Source organism: bacterium, assembly GCA_021372775.1.
Classification (GTDB): Bacteria; Acidobacteriota; Polarisedimenticolia; order J045; family J045; genus JAJFTU01.
On sequence record JAJFTU010000189.1, the window covers coordinates 12,655 to 31,319 of the forward strand.

The following is an 18,665-nucleotide window of genomic DNA, read 5'->3' on the forward strand; positions in this document are numbered from 1 at the left end:
CGCGGCGGGGGCACGGCCCCGGCGCGCCGGGGTATTATCGACCGCCGCGGCCGCCTCAGTCGCCCCTGCGCCGGACGCTCCGCCCCACCGACCCGCGGCGGCCCGCCCGCGGCCGCGGCGCCCGTCAATCCGTTGACGGCCGGCGGCCACGAAATGCCGCGCCCGCGGCGGCGGGAAAGCCCGGCGGGCTTCGCCGACGAGGCCGGGACGCGGAAGTTCGTCCGTCGGCGACGCCATTGGTGGCGACACCGGTGATAGGATGACCGGGCCGCCGGCGGCTCTCCCGGAGCGGGATGGTCGCCGCGCCCCGGGGGAGGGGCGTTCCCGCGGCGGGGGAAGAGAACGTCAAGTGGGGATGAGCGCGGGATCGGCGAGAGAGAAGGCGGACGGCGTGCGGCCGCGGAGCGGGACGGCGGCGGAAGCGCCGCCCGCGCGTTCGGGCGCGGCGCGCGCGGCGCGGACTCCGGCCGCCGACGCGGCACAGACTCCCGCCGCCGGAGCGGCGCGGATTCCCGGCGCCGACGCGGCGCTCCGCGTCCAGATCATCGGCTGGGACAACGGCGTGGGCCTCGCGCGGGACATGCGCCTCCTGGCCGGGGCGCTCGCCGACGCCGGCGCGCGGGTCTCGATCCTCGCGGTTCCCGGCGACCGCGTCGGCCGGCGCGACCGCGCGCCGCTGGTCTGGTTCCATCGCGCGCGCGACCGCGCGCGGGCCGTCGCCGCGGGCGGGCCGGCGTTCGACGTCAACGTCATGATCGAGCGGATCCGGCCGCGGTTCCTCCGCGCGGCGCGCGTCAACGTGCTGCTGCCGAACCCCGAGTGGTTCAAGGAGTGCGACGCCGAGCATTACTCCGAGATCGACGCGGCGCTGGTCAAGACGCGGCACGCCGAGCTCGCGTTCCGCCCGCTCGGCAAGCCGGTTCGCCGCCTCGGCTTCACCAGCGACGACCGCCTGGAGGAGGGCGTCCCGCGCGAGCGGGCGTTCTTCCATCTCGCGGGGAACAGCGAAGCGAAGGGAACCGCCGCGCTGCTGGAGGCGTGGCACGCGCATCCCGAGTGGCCGCGGCTCACCGTCGTGCAGAACCCCGCGAAGGCGAAGGGGCGCGCGACGGCGCGGAACGTCGAGCAGATCGTCGCCTACCTCCCGGACGACGAGTTGCGGCGGCTCCAGAACCGCCACGCCTTCCACGTCTGCCCCTCGGAGACGGAGGGGTTCGGGCACTACATCGTCGAGGCGATGAGCGTCGGGGCGACGACGATCACGGTGGACGCGCCGCCGATGAGCGAGCTGGTCACGGAGCTTCGCGGGATCCTGATCCCCTGCTCCGGCACGGGACGGCAGCGGCTCGCGACGACCTACCGCGTGGACGCCGCGGGCATCGCCTCGGGGGTGGAACGAGCCCTCGCGTGGGACGAAGGCGCGCGCCGCGTCGTCGGCCGCCGCGCGCGCGCCTGGTTCGAGGAGAACGACCGCGCCTTCCGCGCCCGCGCCGCCGACGTGCTCCGCGAGGTCGTTCGCGCGGCGCGGGGCTGAAGGCGCGGCCGTCTCCGGCGCGCGGTCGGGCGCGTCGCCGCGCGCACGACGTCGGTCGAGGCCGCGCGAAACGGCGCGCGGTCAGGGCCCCTCGCCGCCGCAGGCCGCGTTCACGGCGGTCACGCGGTAGAAGTAGGTCGCGCCGTCGTTCGAGCCGACGTCGGTGAACTGCACGTTGGCGAGGCTCTTGTCCATGTCCACGACGTTCGCGGCGAGGAGCGTCCACGGCCCTTGCGGCGCGGCGGCGCGGTAGATGTTGTAGCCGCCCACCGACGTCGGCTGGTTCGGGTCCTGGACGTTGAGCGTGACGTTGTTGTTGGCGTCGCGGACGCTGCCGTAGACGTAGACCGGCTGCGTCGGCGCGACGCAGGCGGCGAAGGTCGCGTAGAGCGTGTAGGGGGACGTCGCGCTGTAGGACAGGCCGGAGCCGACGACCTTGAGGTACCAGTCGCCGCCCTGCGCGGTCGTGCGGGAGACGCTTTCCACGGCGTCGTCCGCGGCGACGGAGGCCGCGGCCATGTTGCCGGCGGCGTCGTAGAGGAAGAGGTCGTAGTTCGCGCCGGTCGGCGGGGCCATCGTCGCCTGGATCGTGCCGCCGGACGGCGCGGTCACCTTGAACCAGTCGACGTCGGCGGTGTCGCAGATCATCGGCTGCCGGACCGCCGAGAACGGGAGCGGCCAGGCGGAGGCCTGCTCGTTGTTCCGCTCGAACGGGTCGAAGCACTCTCCCGTGTTGTGGACGACGTAGACGCCGTCCGACCACGTCGCCGCCACGGCGTAGCCGTCCGCGACGCCGATGCCCATCACGCCGTTGGTCGTCGTGGAGAACACCCCGATCTGCGCCGGGGCGTACGGATCCTGCAGGTCGTCCACGTACAAACCGCCCGTCGCGCCGATGTAGGCGCGGCGCGAGGACAGCGCGATCGAATACGACGTCCTCGGCGCCGTGTCCTGCCCCGCCCACGTCGGGGCGTCGGGATTGCGCACGTCCAGCACCGTCAGTCCCGCCGCGTCGTCCACGACGTAGGCCACGTCGCCGGCGACGGCGATGTCCTTGACCGCGTGGGGCATCGGGTAGAGGCCGCGCACGACCGGCGCCGCGGGCGCGCCGACGTCGAGGATCTGGAACGCGTCGGCGCCGCCGAGGAAGACGCGGTCGCCGTAGACCTGGACGTGGTTGGCGGTGTCCCGCGTCGTCGCCGTCGCGACCTTCTTCGGCGCCGAGGGCGTGGAGATGTCCACGATGTCCACCGAGGCGGAGTTGTTGACGAGATAGGCGTAGTTGCCGGCGACGGCCACGTCTGCCGGCGAGCTCATGCCGTTGTACTGCCCGACCACGGCGGGCGTCGTCGTCGTGGCGTCGATCACGGAGAGCGGGCCGCCGAGGACGTAGACGTAGCCGTTCTGCATCGCCAGACGGCCGACGTTTCCGCCGGGGAAGAAGGCGCCGCGCACGGTCGCGTGGCGGGGCGACGCGACGTCCAGGAAGACGATGCCGTTCCCGCCGACCGAAAGCGCCGCCGTGTCGCCGTCCAACGCCATGTCGTTCACGAGTTCCGCCGCGGGGTAGAAGGCGCTGCGGACCGGCGCGGCGGGCTTGGACACGTCCACGACCGAAAGCCCGGCGCCCCCGACGGCGTCCACCTTCCCGCCGGCGAGGCAGAGCCCCGTCACCGACCAGTTCAGATAGACCTGCCCGAGCACCTTCAGGTTCGCCGTGTCGGAGACGTCCACGACGACGAGGTTGTAGGCGCCGACGTAGAGCTTCGTCCCGCTGATCAGGACGTCGTAGGCGTAGCCCGTCGTGGTGATGGACGAGACCAGCGTCGGCGCGAGCGGATTGGCGACGTTGTAGAGCGCGACGCCGCCGCCGCTGAGCGCGGCGTAGAGCGTGGAGCCCGACAACGCCAGTCCGGTCGCGTTCCCGGCGATCGGCATCGTCGCCTTCACGACCGGTGCGGTCGGCGTGCTCACGTCCACGACCTTCACGCCGCCGCCGGCGGCGGCGACGTAGACGTAGTTGCCGGAGGCGACGACGTCCTCGGCGTCGATGCCGGCGATGCTCCCCCGCACGGCCGGCGCGGTCGGCGTCGAGATGTCCACGACGTAGAACCCGGTGTAGTCGCCGACGTAGGCGTAGATGCCGACGACCGTCACCGAACGCGCGTTGCCGCCGACGGCGGCGGCGCCGACGCGCGTCGGGGCGGTGGGGTCGTTCATGTCCAGGACGGCCAAGCCGTCGCTCGTCGCGGCGACGTAGGCGTAGCGGCCGCCGGTGTAGAAGATGTCGCGCACCGAGCCGTTGAACTCGGCGAGCGCCGCGACGGAGAGCGACTCCGGCTGCGGCGACTTGAAGACGACGAGCGTCTTGTTGAAGCCGGCCAGCGTGTAGCCGCCGGCGTAGGCGACCGCGCGCCAGACCGGCGCGCCGAACGCGACGTGCGCCGAGTAGTCGATGTTCGTGTGCGCCGCGGCGACGTTCGCCGTCAGCAGCGCGAGACCGATCGCCAGCAGGCGGAGCCCCTTCGGGCCGACGTGACGGTTCATTGCCCCCTCCCCGAGAAAAACGTGGGTCCGCGGCGTCCGCGCGGCAACATTCGCGGCGCGCCGGCGGCGGTCGTCCGACCGCAAGTACGCGGCGCGCCCCGTCGCGCGCCCCTCTCCATGAGTTCGCGGCGCGCGCCGCCGCGGGCCGTATTCGTTTCGGCGGCGCCGCGTTCGTCCGGACGCGCGGCGCCGCCGAGGAAGATCGCCGCGGTCAGGGCCCCTCGGCGCCGCAGGCCGCGTTCACCGCGGTCACGCGGTAGAAGTAGGTCGTGCCGTTGTTCGAGCCGACGTCGGTGTACTGCACGTTGGCGAGGCTCTTGTCCATGTCCACGACGTTCGCGGCGAGGAGCGTCCACGGCCCCTGGGGCGCGGTCGCGCGGTAGATGTTGTAGCCGCCGACCGATGTCGGCTGGTTCGGGTCCTGGACGTTCAGCGTGACGTTGTTGTTGACGTCGCGGACGCTGCCGTAGACGTAGACCGGCTGCGTCGGGGCGACGCAGGCGGCGAAGGTCGAGTAGAGCGTGTAGGGGAGCGCGGCGTTGAAGGAGCCGCTCGCCCCGACGACTTTGAGGAACCAGTCGCCGCCCTGCCGGAACGTGTAGGCGACGCCCTCGGTCGCGTCCCCCCCGCCGATGGACCCCGCGACGGGGTTCCCGGCGGCGTCGTAGAGGAACAGGTCGTAGTTCGCGCCGGTCGGCGGGGTCATCGCCGCTTGGATCGTGCCTCCGGACGGCGCGGTCACCTTGAACCAATCGACGTCGTTCGCGTCGCAGATCATCGGCTGGACGATCGCGGGCGCGGCCAGCGGCCACGCCTCGGCCTGGTCGTTGTTCCGCTCGAACGGGTCGTAGCACTCGCCGGCGCTGTGGAAGAGATAGACGCCGTCCGCGGACGTCACGACGAACGCCCAACCGGAGGTCTGGGCGATCCCCGTCGCCTGCCACGCCCCGCCGCTGTTGAACAGGCCGATCGACGCCGGCGCGTACGGATCGTGCACGTCCTCGACGAGCGCGCCGGCGAAGGTGGCGACGTAGGCCCGGGTTCCGGAAAGCGCGACCCCGTAGGATGTGCCGGCGGCGGCGTCGAACGACAACCACTGCGGCGCGCCGGCGTCGCTCACGTCGAGCAGCGTCAGGCCCCCGTTCGTCGGGACGTAGGCGACGGTCCCGGACACGGCGACGTCGGCGATCGTGTCGTTCGCGGTGAACTGGCCGCGCAGCGACATCGACGCGGGGACCCGGGCGTCCACGATCTGCAACGTCGTTCCGCCCGCCAGATAGAGGAAGCCGTTGTAGGCCAGGAGATGCTCGACGATGAACGGCGTCGAGAGAACGCCGACGAGGGTCGGCGACGAGGCGACGGAAACGTCGTAGGCCAGGACGACGTTGGGGCTGTAGTTCGCAACGAAGAGGTACTTCCCGGCGATCGCCAGTCCCCGGACGCTGCCCGATCCTGTGGGCAGCGTCTTCACGGTCGCGGGAGGCGTGGCGGTCGCGTCCACGACGTACACCGTGCCGCCGCTCCCGACGTACGCGTAGCCGTCCTTGAGCCGCAAGCGTCCGTGGCTGCAGGAGCCGAAAGACAGCGCGCCCCGCAGCGCGGGATGCTTGGGGACGGAGATGTCCATGATGATCACGGAGTTCAGGGCGCCGCCGGAGATCGCGGCGATGTCGCCGTCGATCACGATGTCGTTCCCGAGGCGGATCGCGGGGTAGAGGGCGCTCTTGATCGGCGCCGTCGGCGTCGAGACGTCGATGATCGACATGCCGGTCGCGCCGATGATCTCCAGCTTGCTGCCGGCGATGGCGACGCCCTGCCCGGGCGCGTCCAGCACAACTTGGCCGATCAGCCGCGGGCTCGAACTCGTCGACGCATCGACGACGCTCGCGGCGTCGCCGGCGACGAAGACCGTCGTGCCGTTGGCGGCGACGCCGTTCGCCGCCCCTCCGACGGAGAGCGTGGCCGACAGCGTCGGAGCGGTCGGGGTCGAAATGCCGTAGATCGCGAGGCCGCTCGCGCCGATCGCGGCGTAGAGCGCGCTTCCCGAAACCGCCACGCTCTGCGCGGCGCCGGCCGTCGCGACGGTCGCCGCGACCGTCGGCGCGGTCGGCGTCGTCGCGTCCACGACTTTGATCCCGGCGCTGCCGCAGGCGACGTAGACGTAGCTTCCGACGACGGCGACCTTGATGGCGGCGAAGCCGGTCACGCTCCCCTTGAGAGTCGGCGTGGCCGGCGTCGAGACGTCCACGACGTAGAGGCCGGTCGTGGTGCCGACGTAGGCCGTCGAGCCGGTGACGGCCACCGACAAGGCGCTCCCGGTCAACGCCAGCGCGCCGACGCGCGTCGGCGCCGAGGGGGTCGCCAAGTCCACGACGACAAGTCCCGACGCGGTCGTGGCGACGAAGGCGTAGCGGCCGTAGTAGGAGACGTCGTTGATCGGCGTGCCCAGCTCGATCAAGCCCGCCACGGCCGGCGACTCGGGCTTCGTCGAGTTGAAGACCACCAACGTGTTGTTGAACCCCGCCACCGTGTACCCGCGGCTGGATGAGATGGCGTGAAGTGCCGGCGCGCCGAACGCGACGTGCGCGGCGAAGTCGATGTTGGTGTTGGCCGCCGCGCCGCGCCCCGCCGAAAGCGCGAGCCCGAGCGCGAGGAAGCAGACTGCCGCAGACCGGATTCTTCGCGTCATCGACCCCTCGGCAGGAGACGAACGCTCCTGATGAAATCCCTTGGTGAGACTAACGCCGTCCTCGCGTCTAAACGCACCGCCGTGCGGCGTAAACGCCGCGGCCGGACGCCGCCTCGTTTTCGCGCGCGGTCCTTTGGGGCGGTGGCGTCGGCGAAGCCGCCTCGCTAGGCTTCGGCCGTGATCCGGCTCGTCCAAGCCTCGACGCCCGCGCTGATCGAACTCGCGCGCGGCCTCTTCCGCGAGTACCAGCGCGCGATCGGCGTCGATCTCCGCTTCCAGGATTTCGAGCGCGAGTCGGCGACGCTGCCCGGCGCCTACGCGCCTCCGGACGGCCTGCTTCTGCTCGCGTACCTGGACGACGAACTGGCGGGCTGCGGCGCGGTGCGGCCGCTCGGGCCGGGCGTCGCCGAGTTGAAGCGGATGTGGACCCGCCCCGAGCATCGCGGCCGCGGCGTCGCGCGCGCCGTCGCCGAGGCGCTGCTCGAGACGGCGCGCGCCGCGGGCCGGCGCACCGTGCGGCTCGACACGCTGGAGTGGATGACGGCGGCCCGCGCCCTTTACGCGTCGCTCGGTTTCCGCGAGCGCGCGCCGTACTACGACAACCCGCTGCCGGGCGTCGTCTTCATGGAACTCGAATTGGCGCCGGACGACGCGTCGCGCGCGAGGTGACTTGGTCCGCGCCGGACGGAGAAGCCGACGCGGCGCCGCGGATCCGAGGAGGGGGGAATGGCCGGTCGCTTCTGCCAGCAATGCGGCGCCGAACTGCCCGAGGCGATTCACTTCTGCCTGCGCTGCGGCGCGATGCGTCTTGACGACGCGCCGCCGCCGGTCGTTGCGCCGTCGCCGGTCGTCGCGCCGCGACCGGTCGTCGAGCCGCGACCGGTCGTCGAGGCGTCGCCGGTCGTCGCGTCGCCGGAGCGGCCGCGCGTCCTGAGGCGCGGGTCGCGGGTCGCGTTGTTCTTCGGCGTCGCCGCGGCCGCGGCGTTCCTCGGTTGGCTCGCGCTCGGCCACCGAAACGTCGCCGCGGCGAGGACGGGCGCCCCGCCGCGATCCGCGGCGCCGGCCGAGACGGCGGAGCGGGGTCGTAGCGAGCCGCCGCGGACGACGCGGCGCGAGCCGGATCCCGCCCCTGCGCCGCGCGCGCCGGATCCCGATCCTGCGCCGCGCGAGCGGGCTCGCGAAATGGACAGGGCGCAGGAACGTCCCGAGGACGGCGGCGCTGCGCGCCCGATCGTCGCCTCCTCGTACCTGCCCGACTGGCGCGGCTACAGCTTCCGTCCGGAGCTCGCGTTCGACGGCCGCCTCGACACGTCGTGGCAGCCGCAGCGCCCCGGCGTCGGCGCGTGGATCCGCATCGAGTTCCGCCGCCAGGTCGTCGTCGAAGGACTCGACGTCGCCAACGGCTTCCAGCGCGAAGACGCGCTGGGCGATCTCTTCGTGCAGAACGCCCGCGTCGCGCGCGCCCACGTCAAACTCTGCGGCCGCGAGGACGAGCCGATCGCGCTGGCGTTCGATCCCGACCGCCGCGGCTTCAGCCGCTTCACCTTCCCGGCGACGGCGACCGATTGCCTGACGCTCGTCGTGGACGAGATCAGTCCCGGCACGCGCTGGCCGGACGTCGCGATCTCCGAGATCCGCGTTCTCGGCCGCGAATGACCGCGCGCCGCCTCGCGGGAGATCGGCGCCCCGGGCGGGAATCTCGGGGACCGCGGTGACAAGATCGCCGGGGCGAGGCGTCCTTCCGTACATGCAGCCATTCCCGCATGAGAGCGCGACCGCCGTCGCGGACGAAGAGCGCGCCGCCGGCGCCGCGTGGGACGACCCGGCGCGGTGGCGGGCGCTCTTCGCGGCGATCGCCGCGGGACGGCGCGAAGCGTTGGGGGCGCTGTACGACCTCGCCGGCGCGCGTCTCTACGGCCTCGCGCTGTGGCGGACGGGGGACGCCGACGCCGCCGCCGAGGTCGTGCAGGAGACGTTCGTCCGCCTCGCCGAGCGGCGCGCCGATCTCTCCGCGGTGGAGGATCCGCGTCCGTGGCTGCTGCGCGCGGCGCACAACCTCGCCGTGGACGCCGCGCGCCGCCGCAACCGGCGCCGCCGCGGCGAGCCGCTCGACGACCATCCGTACCTCGAGGCGCCGGACGCGCGCCCCGAAGCCGCGCTCGACGCGCGGCGCGTCTCCGCGCTGCTCGGACGGCTCTCGCCCAAGCAGCGCGAGGTGGTCTACCTCCATCACTACGCCGGGATGAGCCACGCCGAGATCGGCCGGGCCCTCGGCGTTCCGACCTTCACGGCGGCGAGCCGGTACCGGCTCGCGCTCGCGGCGCTGCGGCGCCTGTTGGGGATCGAACGATGACCAAACGAACGCGCGACGGAGAAGCCGGCGGACGCGGCGGCGATTCGCGCGACGCGGCAAGGCGCGAAGCCGACTGCGACGAACCGCGCGACGCGGCAAAGCGCGAAGCCGACTGCGAAGGGCCGCGCGACGCGGCGCGGATCCTCGCCTCGTTCGACGCGCCGGACGTTCCCGCGAGTCTTCGCGAGCGCGCGCTGCGCGCGGCGTGCGACGCGCTCGAACGTCCGCCGCGCCGCGACGCGTGGCGCCGGATCTGCGAGAACCGCGTCCTGCGCGCCGCGTGGTGCGCGGCCGCCGCGGCGCTCGTCGTCGCCAACGTCCTCGCCTTGTCCCGCAAAGGGAGCGCGCCGCGGCCGCTCCCCGCTTCCGGCGATCCTTCCGGCGAGCCCGAGTTGCGCGCCGAGCTGACGCTGCCGCGCATCGACAAGGCGTTCCTCGAAGGGGGCGGCGCCGCCGAGCGCGCGCCCGCGGACTCTCCGTCGTCCGTCGTTCCGCGAAAGGAGAAGAACTCATGAGCGCCCGCCTCGCGTCTCCCCGCACTGTCGTTCTCGCCGCGTGCGGCGTCCTCGTCCTCCTGGGCGGCCTTCTCGGGTTCCGCGCGATCGGCGGGCGCGACGCGCGCGTCCGAACCACGAACGCCCGCGCCGCCGGCGAGACCGCGCCCGGCGCGGCCGCGCTTCCCGAGCCGAAGCCGATCGTCGTGGACGAGCTCACGATCCCCTGCTGGAGCTGCCCCGAGGCCGCGGACGCCAAGCTGCAGTTCCGCACCGACCTCGACATGTTCGCGCCGCTCGGAACGGGCAAGGAGAACGCCGCGGTCTGGTTGGCCGCCTTCACGCAGCCGGACGGCCCGCGCGCCGCCGAGGCGGAGGCGATCCTCAAGCGGCGCGTTGACCGCCCCGGCTTGGGGAATGTCCTGCCCGCGGACGATCCGTTCCTCGCCGAGGCCGCGCCGTGGACGGAGCGGGCGACGATGCGGTTCCATCCCGACGTCCGCACGACCGTTTCGGACAAGACGCCCAACCTCCTCCTCGCCCTCACGCTCGGACGGTCGTGGGTCGCGCGCGGCGCCGACGCCGCGCGGTTCGAAGACGCGATGGCCGACTTCCGCCGCGCGGTTCGCCTGGGACGGCTGCTGCGGCAGGACGACGTCGAGATCTCGAACGACATCGTCGGCCTGGCCATCCTGCGGAACGGACTCGAGGGGATCTACGAACGGGCGAAGAAGGAAGGGAAGCTGGACCTCGCGCTCGCCGCGGCGATCGCCGCCGGGGAAGCGCCGTCGCAGCGCTGGCTCTCCGCGGCGCGGATGACGACCATCTTCTCGGCCGCGGAAGCCTCGAGGCAAGGCGTTCCGCTTTCCCGCAAGCGGGCCGACGAGATCCGCAAGATCGCGCTCTCCGACGGCGATCGGCGCTTCCGGCTCCTCGCCTGCAGCGCCTTGGCCCTGCCGCCGGCGCCGTCTTCTTCCGAACAATCGGCCGCGGCGCTCGCCGCGCTGCGGACGCTCGCGCACGACCACGATCCGTTCGTCGCCGCGCGGGCGGCGCTCGTCCTCGCCGACGTGTCGGCGCGCGCCGAGCGCGCTCCCGCGACCGGTCGCCGCTGAGCCCGCGCGCGCCGCGTTCCGGTTCCCGGTCCCGGTGTTCTACACTGGGGCCGGGGATCGAAGGGGACGCGGATGATCGTGGAGCTGGAGAAGGGGACGATTCGGGAGCTGTTCCGCCGCAGCGTCGCGCTCTACGGCAAGCTCCCCGCGCTGGCGCTCGTCGGGCAAAAGCCGGAGAGCTTCTTCCGCGTGGACGAACGGGTCCGCGCGCTCGCCGCGGACCTCGCCGCGCGCGGCGTCGGCAAGGGGGACCGCGTCGCGCTGCTGGGCGAGAACAGCCCGAACTGGGTCGTCGCCTACCTGGCGATCATGCACCTCGGCGCCGTCGCCGTGCCGATCCTCCCCGGCTTCGCCGAGACCGACGCGCGGCACATCCTGCGCCACTCCGAAGCCTGCGCCCTCTTCGTCAGCGACAAGCAGCGGGTCAAGATCGAGGACGCGCGCGGCGCGGTCGTGCCGAACGTCTACTCGCTGGAGACGCTGACCTGCCCCGAGCCGGCCTCGCCGCGGCGCTCGCTGCTGGCGAAGACGCTCCGCCTCGTGCGCGGCGAGCCGAAGCGTCCGCCGCGGGTCGAGGATCCGCGCGGGCCGGACGAGGACGATCTCGCGGCGATCATCTACACCTCGGGGACCACCGGAAACTCGAAGGGGGTGATGCTGACCCACCGCAACATCGTCTTCGACGCGGTGCACAGCATCGAGCGCTTCCCGATCGACTCCGGCGACCGCTTCCTGTCGATCCTGCCGCTCGCCCATCTCTTCGAGGCGACCGGCGGGATGCTCTGCCCGCTCGCCGTCGGCGCGTCGATCCACTACCTCCAAGGGCTGCCGACGCCGCAGAAGCTGCTCGGCGCGATGGCGGAGTGCCGGCCGACGGCGCTGCTGATGGTCCCGCTGGTGATCGAGAAGATCTTCCGCAAGCGGGTCCTGCCGCCGCTGCAGGCGAACGCCGTGGTGCGCGGCCTCTACCGCCTCGGGCCGACGCGCCGCGCGCTCCACTGGGTCGCGGGGCGGAAGCTGATGTCGGCGTTCGGCGGCTCGCTCCGCTTCCTGATGGTCGGCGGCGCCGCGCTCAACGAGGAGACCGAGACGTTCCTGCGCGACGCGGGAATCGTCTACTCCACCGGCTACGGGATGACCGAGACGGCGCCGATCCTGACGATCAACCCGTTCGGCAAAGTGCGGCTCGGCTCGTGCGGCAAGCCGATCCCCGGGATCGAGCTGCGGATCGACGCGCCCGATCCGGCGACCGGCGTCGGCGAGATCGTCGTGCGCGGCGCGAACGTGATGGGCGGCTACTACAAGAACCCCGAGGCGACCGCGGAGGCGTTCCTCACGGGCGGCTGGCTGCGCACCGGCGACCTCGGCCGCTTCGACGAGGACGGCTACCTCTACATCAAGGGGCGCTCGAAGAACGTCGTCGTCGGGCCGTCGGGGGAGAACATCTACCCCGAGGTCGTCGAGCAGCAGCTCCTCGCCTCGCCGTACGTGCAGGAGGTCGTCGTCCTGCCGGTCGAGGGGAAGCTGGTCGCGAAGGTCTACCTCGACTACGACGTGCTCGACCAGGAGTTCGCCCGCGGCAAGCTCGACCCGGCCGAGGCGGGGAAGCTGACGGAGCGGGTGCTGGAGCAGATCCGCGTCGAGGCCAACGCCGCGCTCCCCTCCTTCTCCCGCGTGCAGCAAATCGTCGAGCACCCGCAGCCGTTCGAGAAGACGCCGACCTCGAAGGTCAAGCGGCACCTCTACACGACGCCGGGCGCCCCGCTCGGGCGGTGAAGCCGCGCTCGCGGCCTCCGCGGGGCCGTGCGGCGCCGAATTCGAAAAACACAATCGGCGGTGTTGACGCGCCGGCGCCACCGCTATATCTTGCGGCTCGCGCTGGCGCCTGAGCCCCTTCAGGCCGAAGAGGGAACCCGGTGGGAATCCGGGGCTGCCCCGCAGCGGTAAGCGAGAACGAACCCCGCCATACGCACTGGCCGCGCCCGCGGCCGGGAAGCGGCGGGCAGTAGGACAGCGGCCGTCAGGCCGCCGCGCTCGCGAGCCCGAAGACCTGCCTGCGCCCGCCGGCGAAGCCGGACGGTTCGACCGACATGCCTCGCGGGAGGGCAGGTAAGGTCCAGGCGCCGCCGCGTCGTCGGCGACGCCGCGGCCCGTCCTTCGTCCATGCCCCGCGAACGGAGGAACGGCGCATGGCAGACGAGACGACCCCCCAAAGCGACGACCGGCGCGCGCCGGCGGTGTTCGAGAGCATCGCGAAGCGCGACGGCCGCGTCGTGCCGTTCGACGCGGAGCGGATCAGCGCGGCGATCGCCAAGGCGGGGGCGGCGACCGGCGAGTACGACGCCGACGAGGCGCGGCGGCTCTGCCGGCGCGTCCTCGCCATCTGCGGGGCGACGATCGACGGCACGCCGACCGTCGAGGGGATCCAGGACATCGTCGAGGAGGTGCTGCTGGCCAGCCCGCACCGCCGGGCGGCGCGCGCCTACGTCGTCTACCGCGAGCAGCACCGCTCGCTGCGCGCCGTCTCGGACGCGGCGAGCGTCGCGCTCGTGGACGGCTACCTCGACCGCCGCGACTGGAAGGTCGCCGAAAACGCGAACATGGGGTTCAGCCTGCAGGGGCTGAACAACTACGTCGCCAGCCACGTCAGCTCGACCTACTGGCTCGAGCGGCTCTATCCGGCGGAGGTCCGCCGCGCGCACCTCGACGGCGACCTGCACATCCACGACCTCAACCTGCTCGCCGTCTACTGCGTCGGCTGGGACCTCGGCGACCTGCTGACGCAGGGGTTCCAAGGGGCGCCCGGCAAGGCGCAGAGCGGGCCGGCGCGCCACTTCCGCACCGCCCTCGGGCAGATCGCGAACTTCTTCTACACGCTGCAGGGCGAGGCCGCGGGGGCGCAGGCCTTCTCCAGCGTGGACACCTACCTCGCGCCGTTCATCCGCCGCGACGGCCTCGGCTACGAGGAGGTGCGGCAGGCGCTGCAGGAGTTCGTCTTCAACCTCAACGTGCCGACGCGCGTCGGCTTCCAGACGCCGTTCACCAACATCACGCTCGACCTCGACGTGCCGGAGACGCTGCGGCGCGAGCCGGTGATCGTCGGCGGCGAGCGGCTCGAGGAGACGTACGGCGAGTTCCAGGCGGAGATGGACCTCTTCAACCGCGCCTTCCTCGAGGTGATGTCCGGCGGGGACGCGAAGGGGCGGGTCTTCACCTTCCCGATCCCGACCTACAACATCACCCGCGGCTTCGACTACGACGACCCGCGGCTCGCGCCGCTCTGGGCGGCGACCGCCCGCTACGGCCTGCCGTACTTCGCCAACTTCGTCAATTCCGACCTCTCCCCGGAGGACGCGCGGAGCATGTGCTGCCGGCTGCGGCTCGACACGCGCCGCCTCGACCGGCGCGGCGGCGGCCTCTTCGGCGCCAACCCGCTGACCGGCTCGATCGGCGTCGTCACGCTCAACCTGCCGCGCCTCGGCTTCCTCGCGAAGGACGAGGACGAGTTCCTCGCCCGGCTCGACCGGCTGATGGACGTCGCGCGCGACAGCCTCGTCATCAAGCGCAAGGTGCTCGAGCGCTACACCGAGGACGGCCTCTATCCGTACGTGCGCCACTACCTGCGCGGCATCCGCGAGCGCCACGGCCGCTACTGGCACAACCACTTCTCGACGATCGGCATCGTCGGGATGAACGAGGCGGCGGAGAACCTGCTCGGCCGCGGGCTGGCCGACCCGCGCGGCCGCGCCTTCGGGCTGCGCGTCCTCGACCACATGCGCGAGCGGCTGGTGCGGTACCAGGAGGAGACCGACACCTTCTTCAACCTCGAGGCGACGCCGGCGGAAGGGACGAGCTACCGTCTCGCGCGGATCGACAAGAGGCGCTTCCCCGAGCTGCGCTGCGCCGACGAGGAGGCCTGGCGCGCCGGGGGCGACCCGTTCTACACCAACTCCTCGCAGCTCCCGGTGGACGCCGAGGAGGACGTCTTCGCGCTGCTCGACCACCAGGACGAGTTCCAGGCGAAGTACACCGGCGGGACGGTGCAGCACGTCTTCGTCGGCGAGCGGATCGACGACCCGCGCGCGGTGAAGGAGTTCGTGCGCGCCGTCTGCGGCCGCTACCGTCTGCCGTACTTCACCCTCACGCCGACCTTCTCGATCTGCCCCGAGCACGGCTACGTCGCGGGGGAGCATCCGACCTGCCCGAAGTGCGGCGCGGCGGCGGAGGTCTACTCGCGGATCGTCGGCTACCTGCGGCCGGTGCAGCAGTGGAACCCCGGCAAGCGGGCGGAGTTCGCGGCGCGCCGCACGACGACCGTCGCCGCGATCGCCGCGGCGCCGCCCCGCGCGGAGCGCGCCGAAAGCCGCGCCTCGGCGGCGGCGACGCGTGCGGGGCGATGATCCTCGGCGGGGTGCGCCCCTGCTCGTTCATCGACTACCCCGGCCGCCTGGCCGCGGTCGCCTTCGCGCAGGGGTGCAACCTCCGCTGCCGCTACTGCCACAACCCGGCGCTCGTCGCGCCGCGCGCCGCGGCGCCGGCGGACGCGCCGACCGACGAGGAGACGCTGCGCCTCCTCGCGCGTCGGCGCGGCGCGCTCGGCGGGCTCGTCGTGAGCGGCGGCGAGCCGACGCTGCAGGACGGCCTCGCCTCGTTCCTCGAACAGGCGAAGGGCCTCGGCTTCGCGGTGAAGCTCGACACGAACGGAACCCGCCCCGACGTCGTCGAACGGCTGCTGGCGCGCGGGCTCGTCGATCACCTCGCGGTGGACGTCAAGGCGACGCCGGAGGACGCGGCGTGGCTCTGCGGCTCGGCCGACCAGCCGCGGAACGCGCGCCGCTGCCTCGAGCTGGCCCGCGACGCGGGGATCGCCGGCGAGGCCCGCACGACCGTCGTCGCGCCGCTCCACGACGCGGCGCGGCTCGAGGCGCTGGCCGAGTTCGCCGCCCCGGCGGAACGCTGGTTCCTGCAGCGCTTCCGCCCCGGCGGGCATCTCGACCAAGACGCGGAGCTGCGCCCGCCCGACGACGCGACGCTGGAACGCGTCGTCGCCTTCGCCGGCCGGCGCGGCCTCGAGACGCGGATCCGGTGACGCACCGGTCCGCGGCGCGGCCTCGAGGCGCGGATCCGGTGACGCCTCCGCCCGCGGCGCGCCGATCGGCCGAGGCGGCGAGTCGCCACGTCGCCGCGGGCGCGCTGACGCGGAGCCGCGCGCGGGGCATACTCGTCCTCCCCACCCCCGGGAAGAGCCGATGAACCTTCTACGGATCGCCGCCCTCATGGGAGCCGCGCTGGCCGGAACGATGGTCGCCCACGCCGACAGCAACGCCCCCGCCGCCCCGGCCGCGCCCGACGCGGACCCCTACGTTTGGCTGGAAGACGTCACGGGCGCCAAGCCGCTCGAGTGGGTCCACGCCCGCAACGCCGAGTCGGCCAAGGAACTCGCCCAAGGCGCCGACTATCAGGCGCTGGAGGACGGGATCCTCAAGATCCTCGATTCGAACGCCAAGATTCCGATGATCGAAAAGGAAGGGCGCTTCTTCTACAACCTCTGGCGCGACGCGGCGCATCCGCGCGGCCTCTGGCGGCGCACGACGCTCGAGGAGTACCGCAAGGCCGAGCCGAAGTGGGAGACGGTGCTCGACGTGGACGCCCTCGGCGCCGCGGAGAAGGTCGGCTGGGTCTTCCACGGCGCGACCTTCCTGAAGCCCGAGCATCGGCTCTGCCTCGTCCATCTCTCGCGCGGCGGCTCCGACGCCGAGGTCGTGCGCGAGTTCGACGTCGAGACGAAGACGTTCGTCGAGGGCGGCTTCGCGCTTCCCGAGGCGAAGAGCCAGGTCTCGTGGATCGACAAGGACACGGTCTTCGTCGGGACCGACTTCGGCCCCGGCTCGCTGACCACCTCCGGCTATCCGCGCGTCGCCAAGATCTGGAAGCGCGGAACGCCCCTCGCCGCGGCCAAGACGGTCTACGAGGGGAAGCCGTCCGACATGGACATCTCCGCCTTCCACGACCAGACGAAGGGGTTCGAGCGGGACCTCGTCGTCCGCACGCCGGCCTTCTACGTCTCCGAGACGTTCCTGCTGGGGAAGGACGGGAAGCTGCGCAAGATCGACCTCCCCGACGACGCCGAGCGGAGCGTCTTCCGCGAGTGGATGCTGATCCAGCCGCGCACGCCCTGGACCGTCGCCGGCAAGACCTATCCCGCCGGCTCGCTGCTCGCGACGCGGTTCGACGACTACATGGCCGGCAAGCGGGAGATCACGACCCTCTTCGCGCCGACCAAGACGACCTCGCTGGTCGAGTTCGACTGGACGCGCCGCAACCTGATCGTCAAGGTCCTCGACGACGTCAAGACGCGGCTCTTCGTCATGACGCCCGGAACCTGGACGCGCCGCCCGCTCGAAGGGGCGCCGGCGATCGGCTCCGCTTCGGTGACCGCGGTGGACGCCGACGAGAGCGACGACTACTTCATGTTCGTCACCGACTTCCTCACGCCGACGACGCTGCGGCTCGGCGCGGTGGGGAAGGCGCCCGAGACGCTCAAGTCGTCGCCGGCGTTCTTCGACGCCTCCGGCCTCGAGGTCGCGCAGCACTTCGCGGTCTCCAAGGACGGGACGCGCGTGCCGTACTTCCAGGTGTCGCGCAAGGGGCTGAAGCTCGACGGGACGAACCCGACGCTGATGACCGGCTACGGCGGCTTCGAGGTCTCGCTGCTGCCGCGCTACGACGCGACGGCGGGCTACGCCTGGATGAGCCGCGGCGGCGTCTACGTCGTCGCCAACATCCGCGGCGGCGGCGAGTACGGGCCGCAATGGCACCAGGCCGCGCTGACCAAGAACCGCCTGCGCGCCTACGAGGACTTCGCCGCGGTGGCGGAGGACCTCGCCGCGCGCAAGGTGACCTCGCCGAAGCACCTCGGCATCGAGGGAGGCAGCAACGGCGGGCTGCTCGTCGGCAACATGCTCGTCCTCTACCCGAAGCTGCTCGGCGCGGTCGTCTGCCAGGTGCCGCTGCTCGACATGAAGCGGTACTCGCACCTGCTCGCCGGCGCGTCGTGGATGGCCGAGTACGGCGATCCCGACAAGCCGGAGGAGTGGGCGTTCATCAAGACGTTCTCGCCGTACCAGAACGTGCGGAAGGGCGAGACCTACCCGCCGACGTTCTTCATGACGACGACGCGCGACGACCGCGTCCACCCCGGCCACGCGCGCAAGATGATGGCCAAGATGCGCGACATGGGGTACGACGTGCGCTACTTCGAGAACACGGAAGGCGGCCACGGCGCGGGCGCCGACAACCGCCAGGCGGCGCGCTTCCGCGCCCTCGAATACGAATTCCTCTGGAAAACCATCCGCTAAATCGTACGGGAGGCTGGCGCGCTCCGACGATCGTTCGCCCCGCGCCGGCCTCCTCCGCGCCTGCCTCCCGACGTGATGCCCGCGAACCCTTGCCTTTCGTCGTAGGGGAGGCTGGCGTGCCCCGACGGTCGTCGGAGAGTTCAAGAAACCACCGCGCCTGCCTCCCGACGTGATACCCGCGAACCCTTGCCTTTCGTTTTCAAAGGCAATCGTGCGCGGTGTCCACGTCGGGCGGCAGGCGCGGTGGGGACGCCGTTGTTTCGACGATGATCGTGGCGCGCCAGCCGCCCCTACACGTCCCGATCGTCGTCCCGTGCGTTGTCCCGATGGTCGTCCCGTGCGTCGCCCCGATCGTCGTCCCGTGCGTCGTTGCGATCGTCGTCGTGATTGTCGCCGCCCCGCGGACGGCGCGGAGATCTCACGGTTGGCGTGCGGCGGCCGCATGCGAGAATGAGCGGCGGCGGGCCCGGACGGACCGGGGCGCCGAGGGGGTCGGGATGCCGCTTCTGCCGCCGCGCTTCTTGTTCCTGTCGATCAACAAGGCCTGCAACCTCCGCTGCGGGCACTGCTCCTAT

The 18,665-nt window shown here is 72.4% G+C and carries 13 protein-coding genes and 1 riboswitch; of the genes, 11 read left to right on the top strand and 2 right to left on the bottom strand.

Annotated elements, in window-relative coordinates:
• The first annotated feature begins 355 nt into the window (after positions 1–355).
• Complete coding sequence (locus LLG88_06400) at positions 356–1,534, top strand: glycosyltransferase (GenBank protein ID MCE5246536.1); 1,179 nt, start codon at positions 356–358, stop codon at positions 1,532–1,534.
• Between the two features lie 81 nt (positions 1,535–1,615).
• On the opposite strand, the gene LLG88_06405 is transcribed toward LLG88_06400, so the two are convergent.
• Positions 1,616–4,081: a pre-peptidase C-terminal domain-containing protein gene (locus tag LLG88_06405; protein MCE5246537.1), complete on the bottom strand. Its 2,466-nt coding sequence runs from the start codon at positions 4,079–4,081 to the stop codon at positions 1,616–1,618.
• Positions 4,082–4,292: 211 nt separating this feature from the next.
• Positions 4,293–6,770 carry a pre-peptidase C-terminal domain-containing protein gene (locus LLG88_06410; GenBank protein MCE5246538.1) on the bottom strand — a complete coding sequence of 826 codons (2,478 nt, stop codon included), beginning with the start codon at positions 6,768–6,770 and terminating at the stop codon, positions 4,293–4,295.
• Between the two features lie 180 nt (positions 6,771–6,950).
• Between LLG88_06410 and LLG88_06415 the strand changes: the two genes are divergently transcribed.
• The 10 genes from LLG88_06415 to LLG88_06460 all read left to right on the top strand — a co-directional run.
• Positions 6,951–7,439, top strand: a complete 489-nt coding sequence (locus LLG88_06415) for a GNAT family N-acetyltransferase (protein MCE5246539.1) — start codon at positions 6,951–6,953, stop codon at positions 7,437–7,439.
• A 57-nt stretch (positions 7,440–7,496) separates the two neighbouring features.
• Complete coding sequence (locus LLG88_06420) at positions 7,497–8,426, top strand: hypothetical protein (protein MCE5246540.1); 930 nt, start codon at positions 7,497–7,499, stop codon at positions 8,424–8,426.
• 91 nt (positions 8,427–8,517) lie between these two features.
• Positions 8,518–9,123, top strand: coding sequence for an RNA polymerase sigma factor (locus LLG88_06425; protein MCE5246541.1), 606 nt, complete (start codon positions 8,518–8,520; stop codon positions 9,121–9,123).
• Positions 9,120–9,638, top strand: coding sequence for a hypothetical protein (locus LLG88_06430; protein MCE5246542.1), 519 nt, complete (start codon positions 9,120–9,122; stop codon positions 9,636–9,638). The genes LLG88_06425 and LLG88_06430 overlap by 4 nt, the downstream gene beginning before the upstream one ends.
• Positions 9,635–10,732, top strand: coding sequence for a hypothetical protein (locus LLG88_06435; GenBank protein ID MCE5246543.1), 1,098 nt, complete (start codon positions 9,635–9,637; stop codon positions 10,730–10,732). The genes LLG88_06430 and LLG88_06435 overlap by 4 nt, the downstream gene beginning before the upstream one ends.
• A 72-nt stretch (positions 10,733–10,804) precedes the next feature.
• The gene (locus LLG88_06440) at positions 10,805–12,508 is read left to right on the top strand and encodes an AMP-binding protein (protein MCE5246544.1); all 1,704 of its coding nucleotides are present in this window, start codon (positions 10,805–10,807) and stop codon (positions 12,506–12,508) included.
• An 86-nt stretch (positions 12,509–12,594) separates the two neighbouring features.
• Positions 12,595–12,805: riboswitch (cobalamin riboswitch) on the top strand.
• Positions 12,806–12,921: 116 nt separating this feature from the next.
• A complete protein-coding gene (locus LLG88_06445; GenBank protein MCE5246545.1) occupies positions 12,922–15,132 on the top strand; it encodes a ribonucleoside triphosphate reductase in 2,211 nt (736 codons plus the stop codon).
• On the top strand, positions 15,129–15,821 hold the full coding sequence (locus tag LLG88_06450) for an anaerobic ribonucleoside-triphosphate reductase activating protein (protein MCE5246546.1): 693 nt from the start codon (positions 15,129–15,131) through the stop codon (positions 15,819–15,821). The genes LLG88_06445 and LLG88_06450 overlap by 4 nt, the downstream gene beginning before the upstream one ends.
• A gap of 211 nt (positions 15,822–16,032) precedes the next feature.
• Positions 16,033–18,090: a prolyl oligopeptidase family serine peptidase gene (locus tag LLG88_06455; protein ID MCE5246547.1), complete on the top strand. Its 2,058-nt coding sequence runs from the start codon at positions 16,033–16,035 to the stop codon at positions 18,088–18,090.
• A gap of 266 nt (positions 18,091–18,356) precedes the next feature.
• Positions 18,357–18,665, top strand: a 309-nt coding sequence (locus LLG88_06460; GenBank protein ID MCE5246548.1) for a hypothetical protein, incomplete at its 3' end; no start/stop codon positions are given.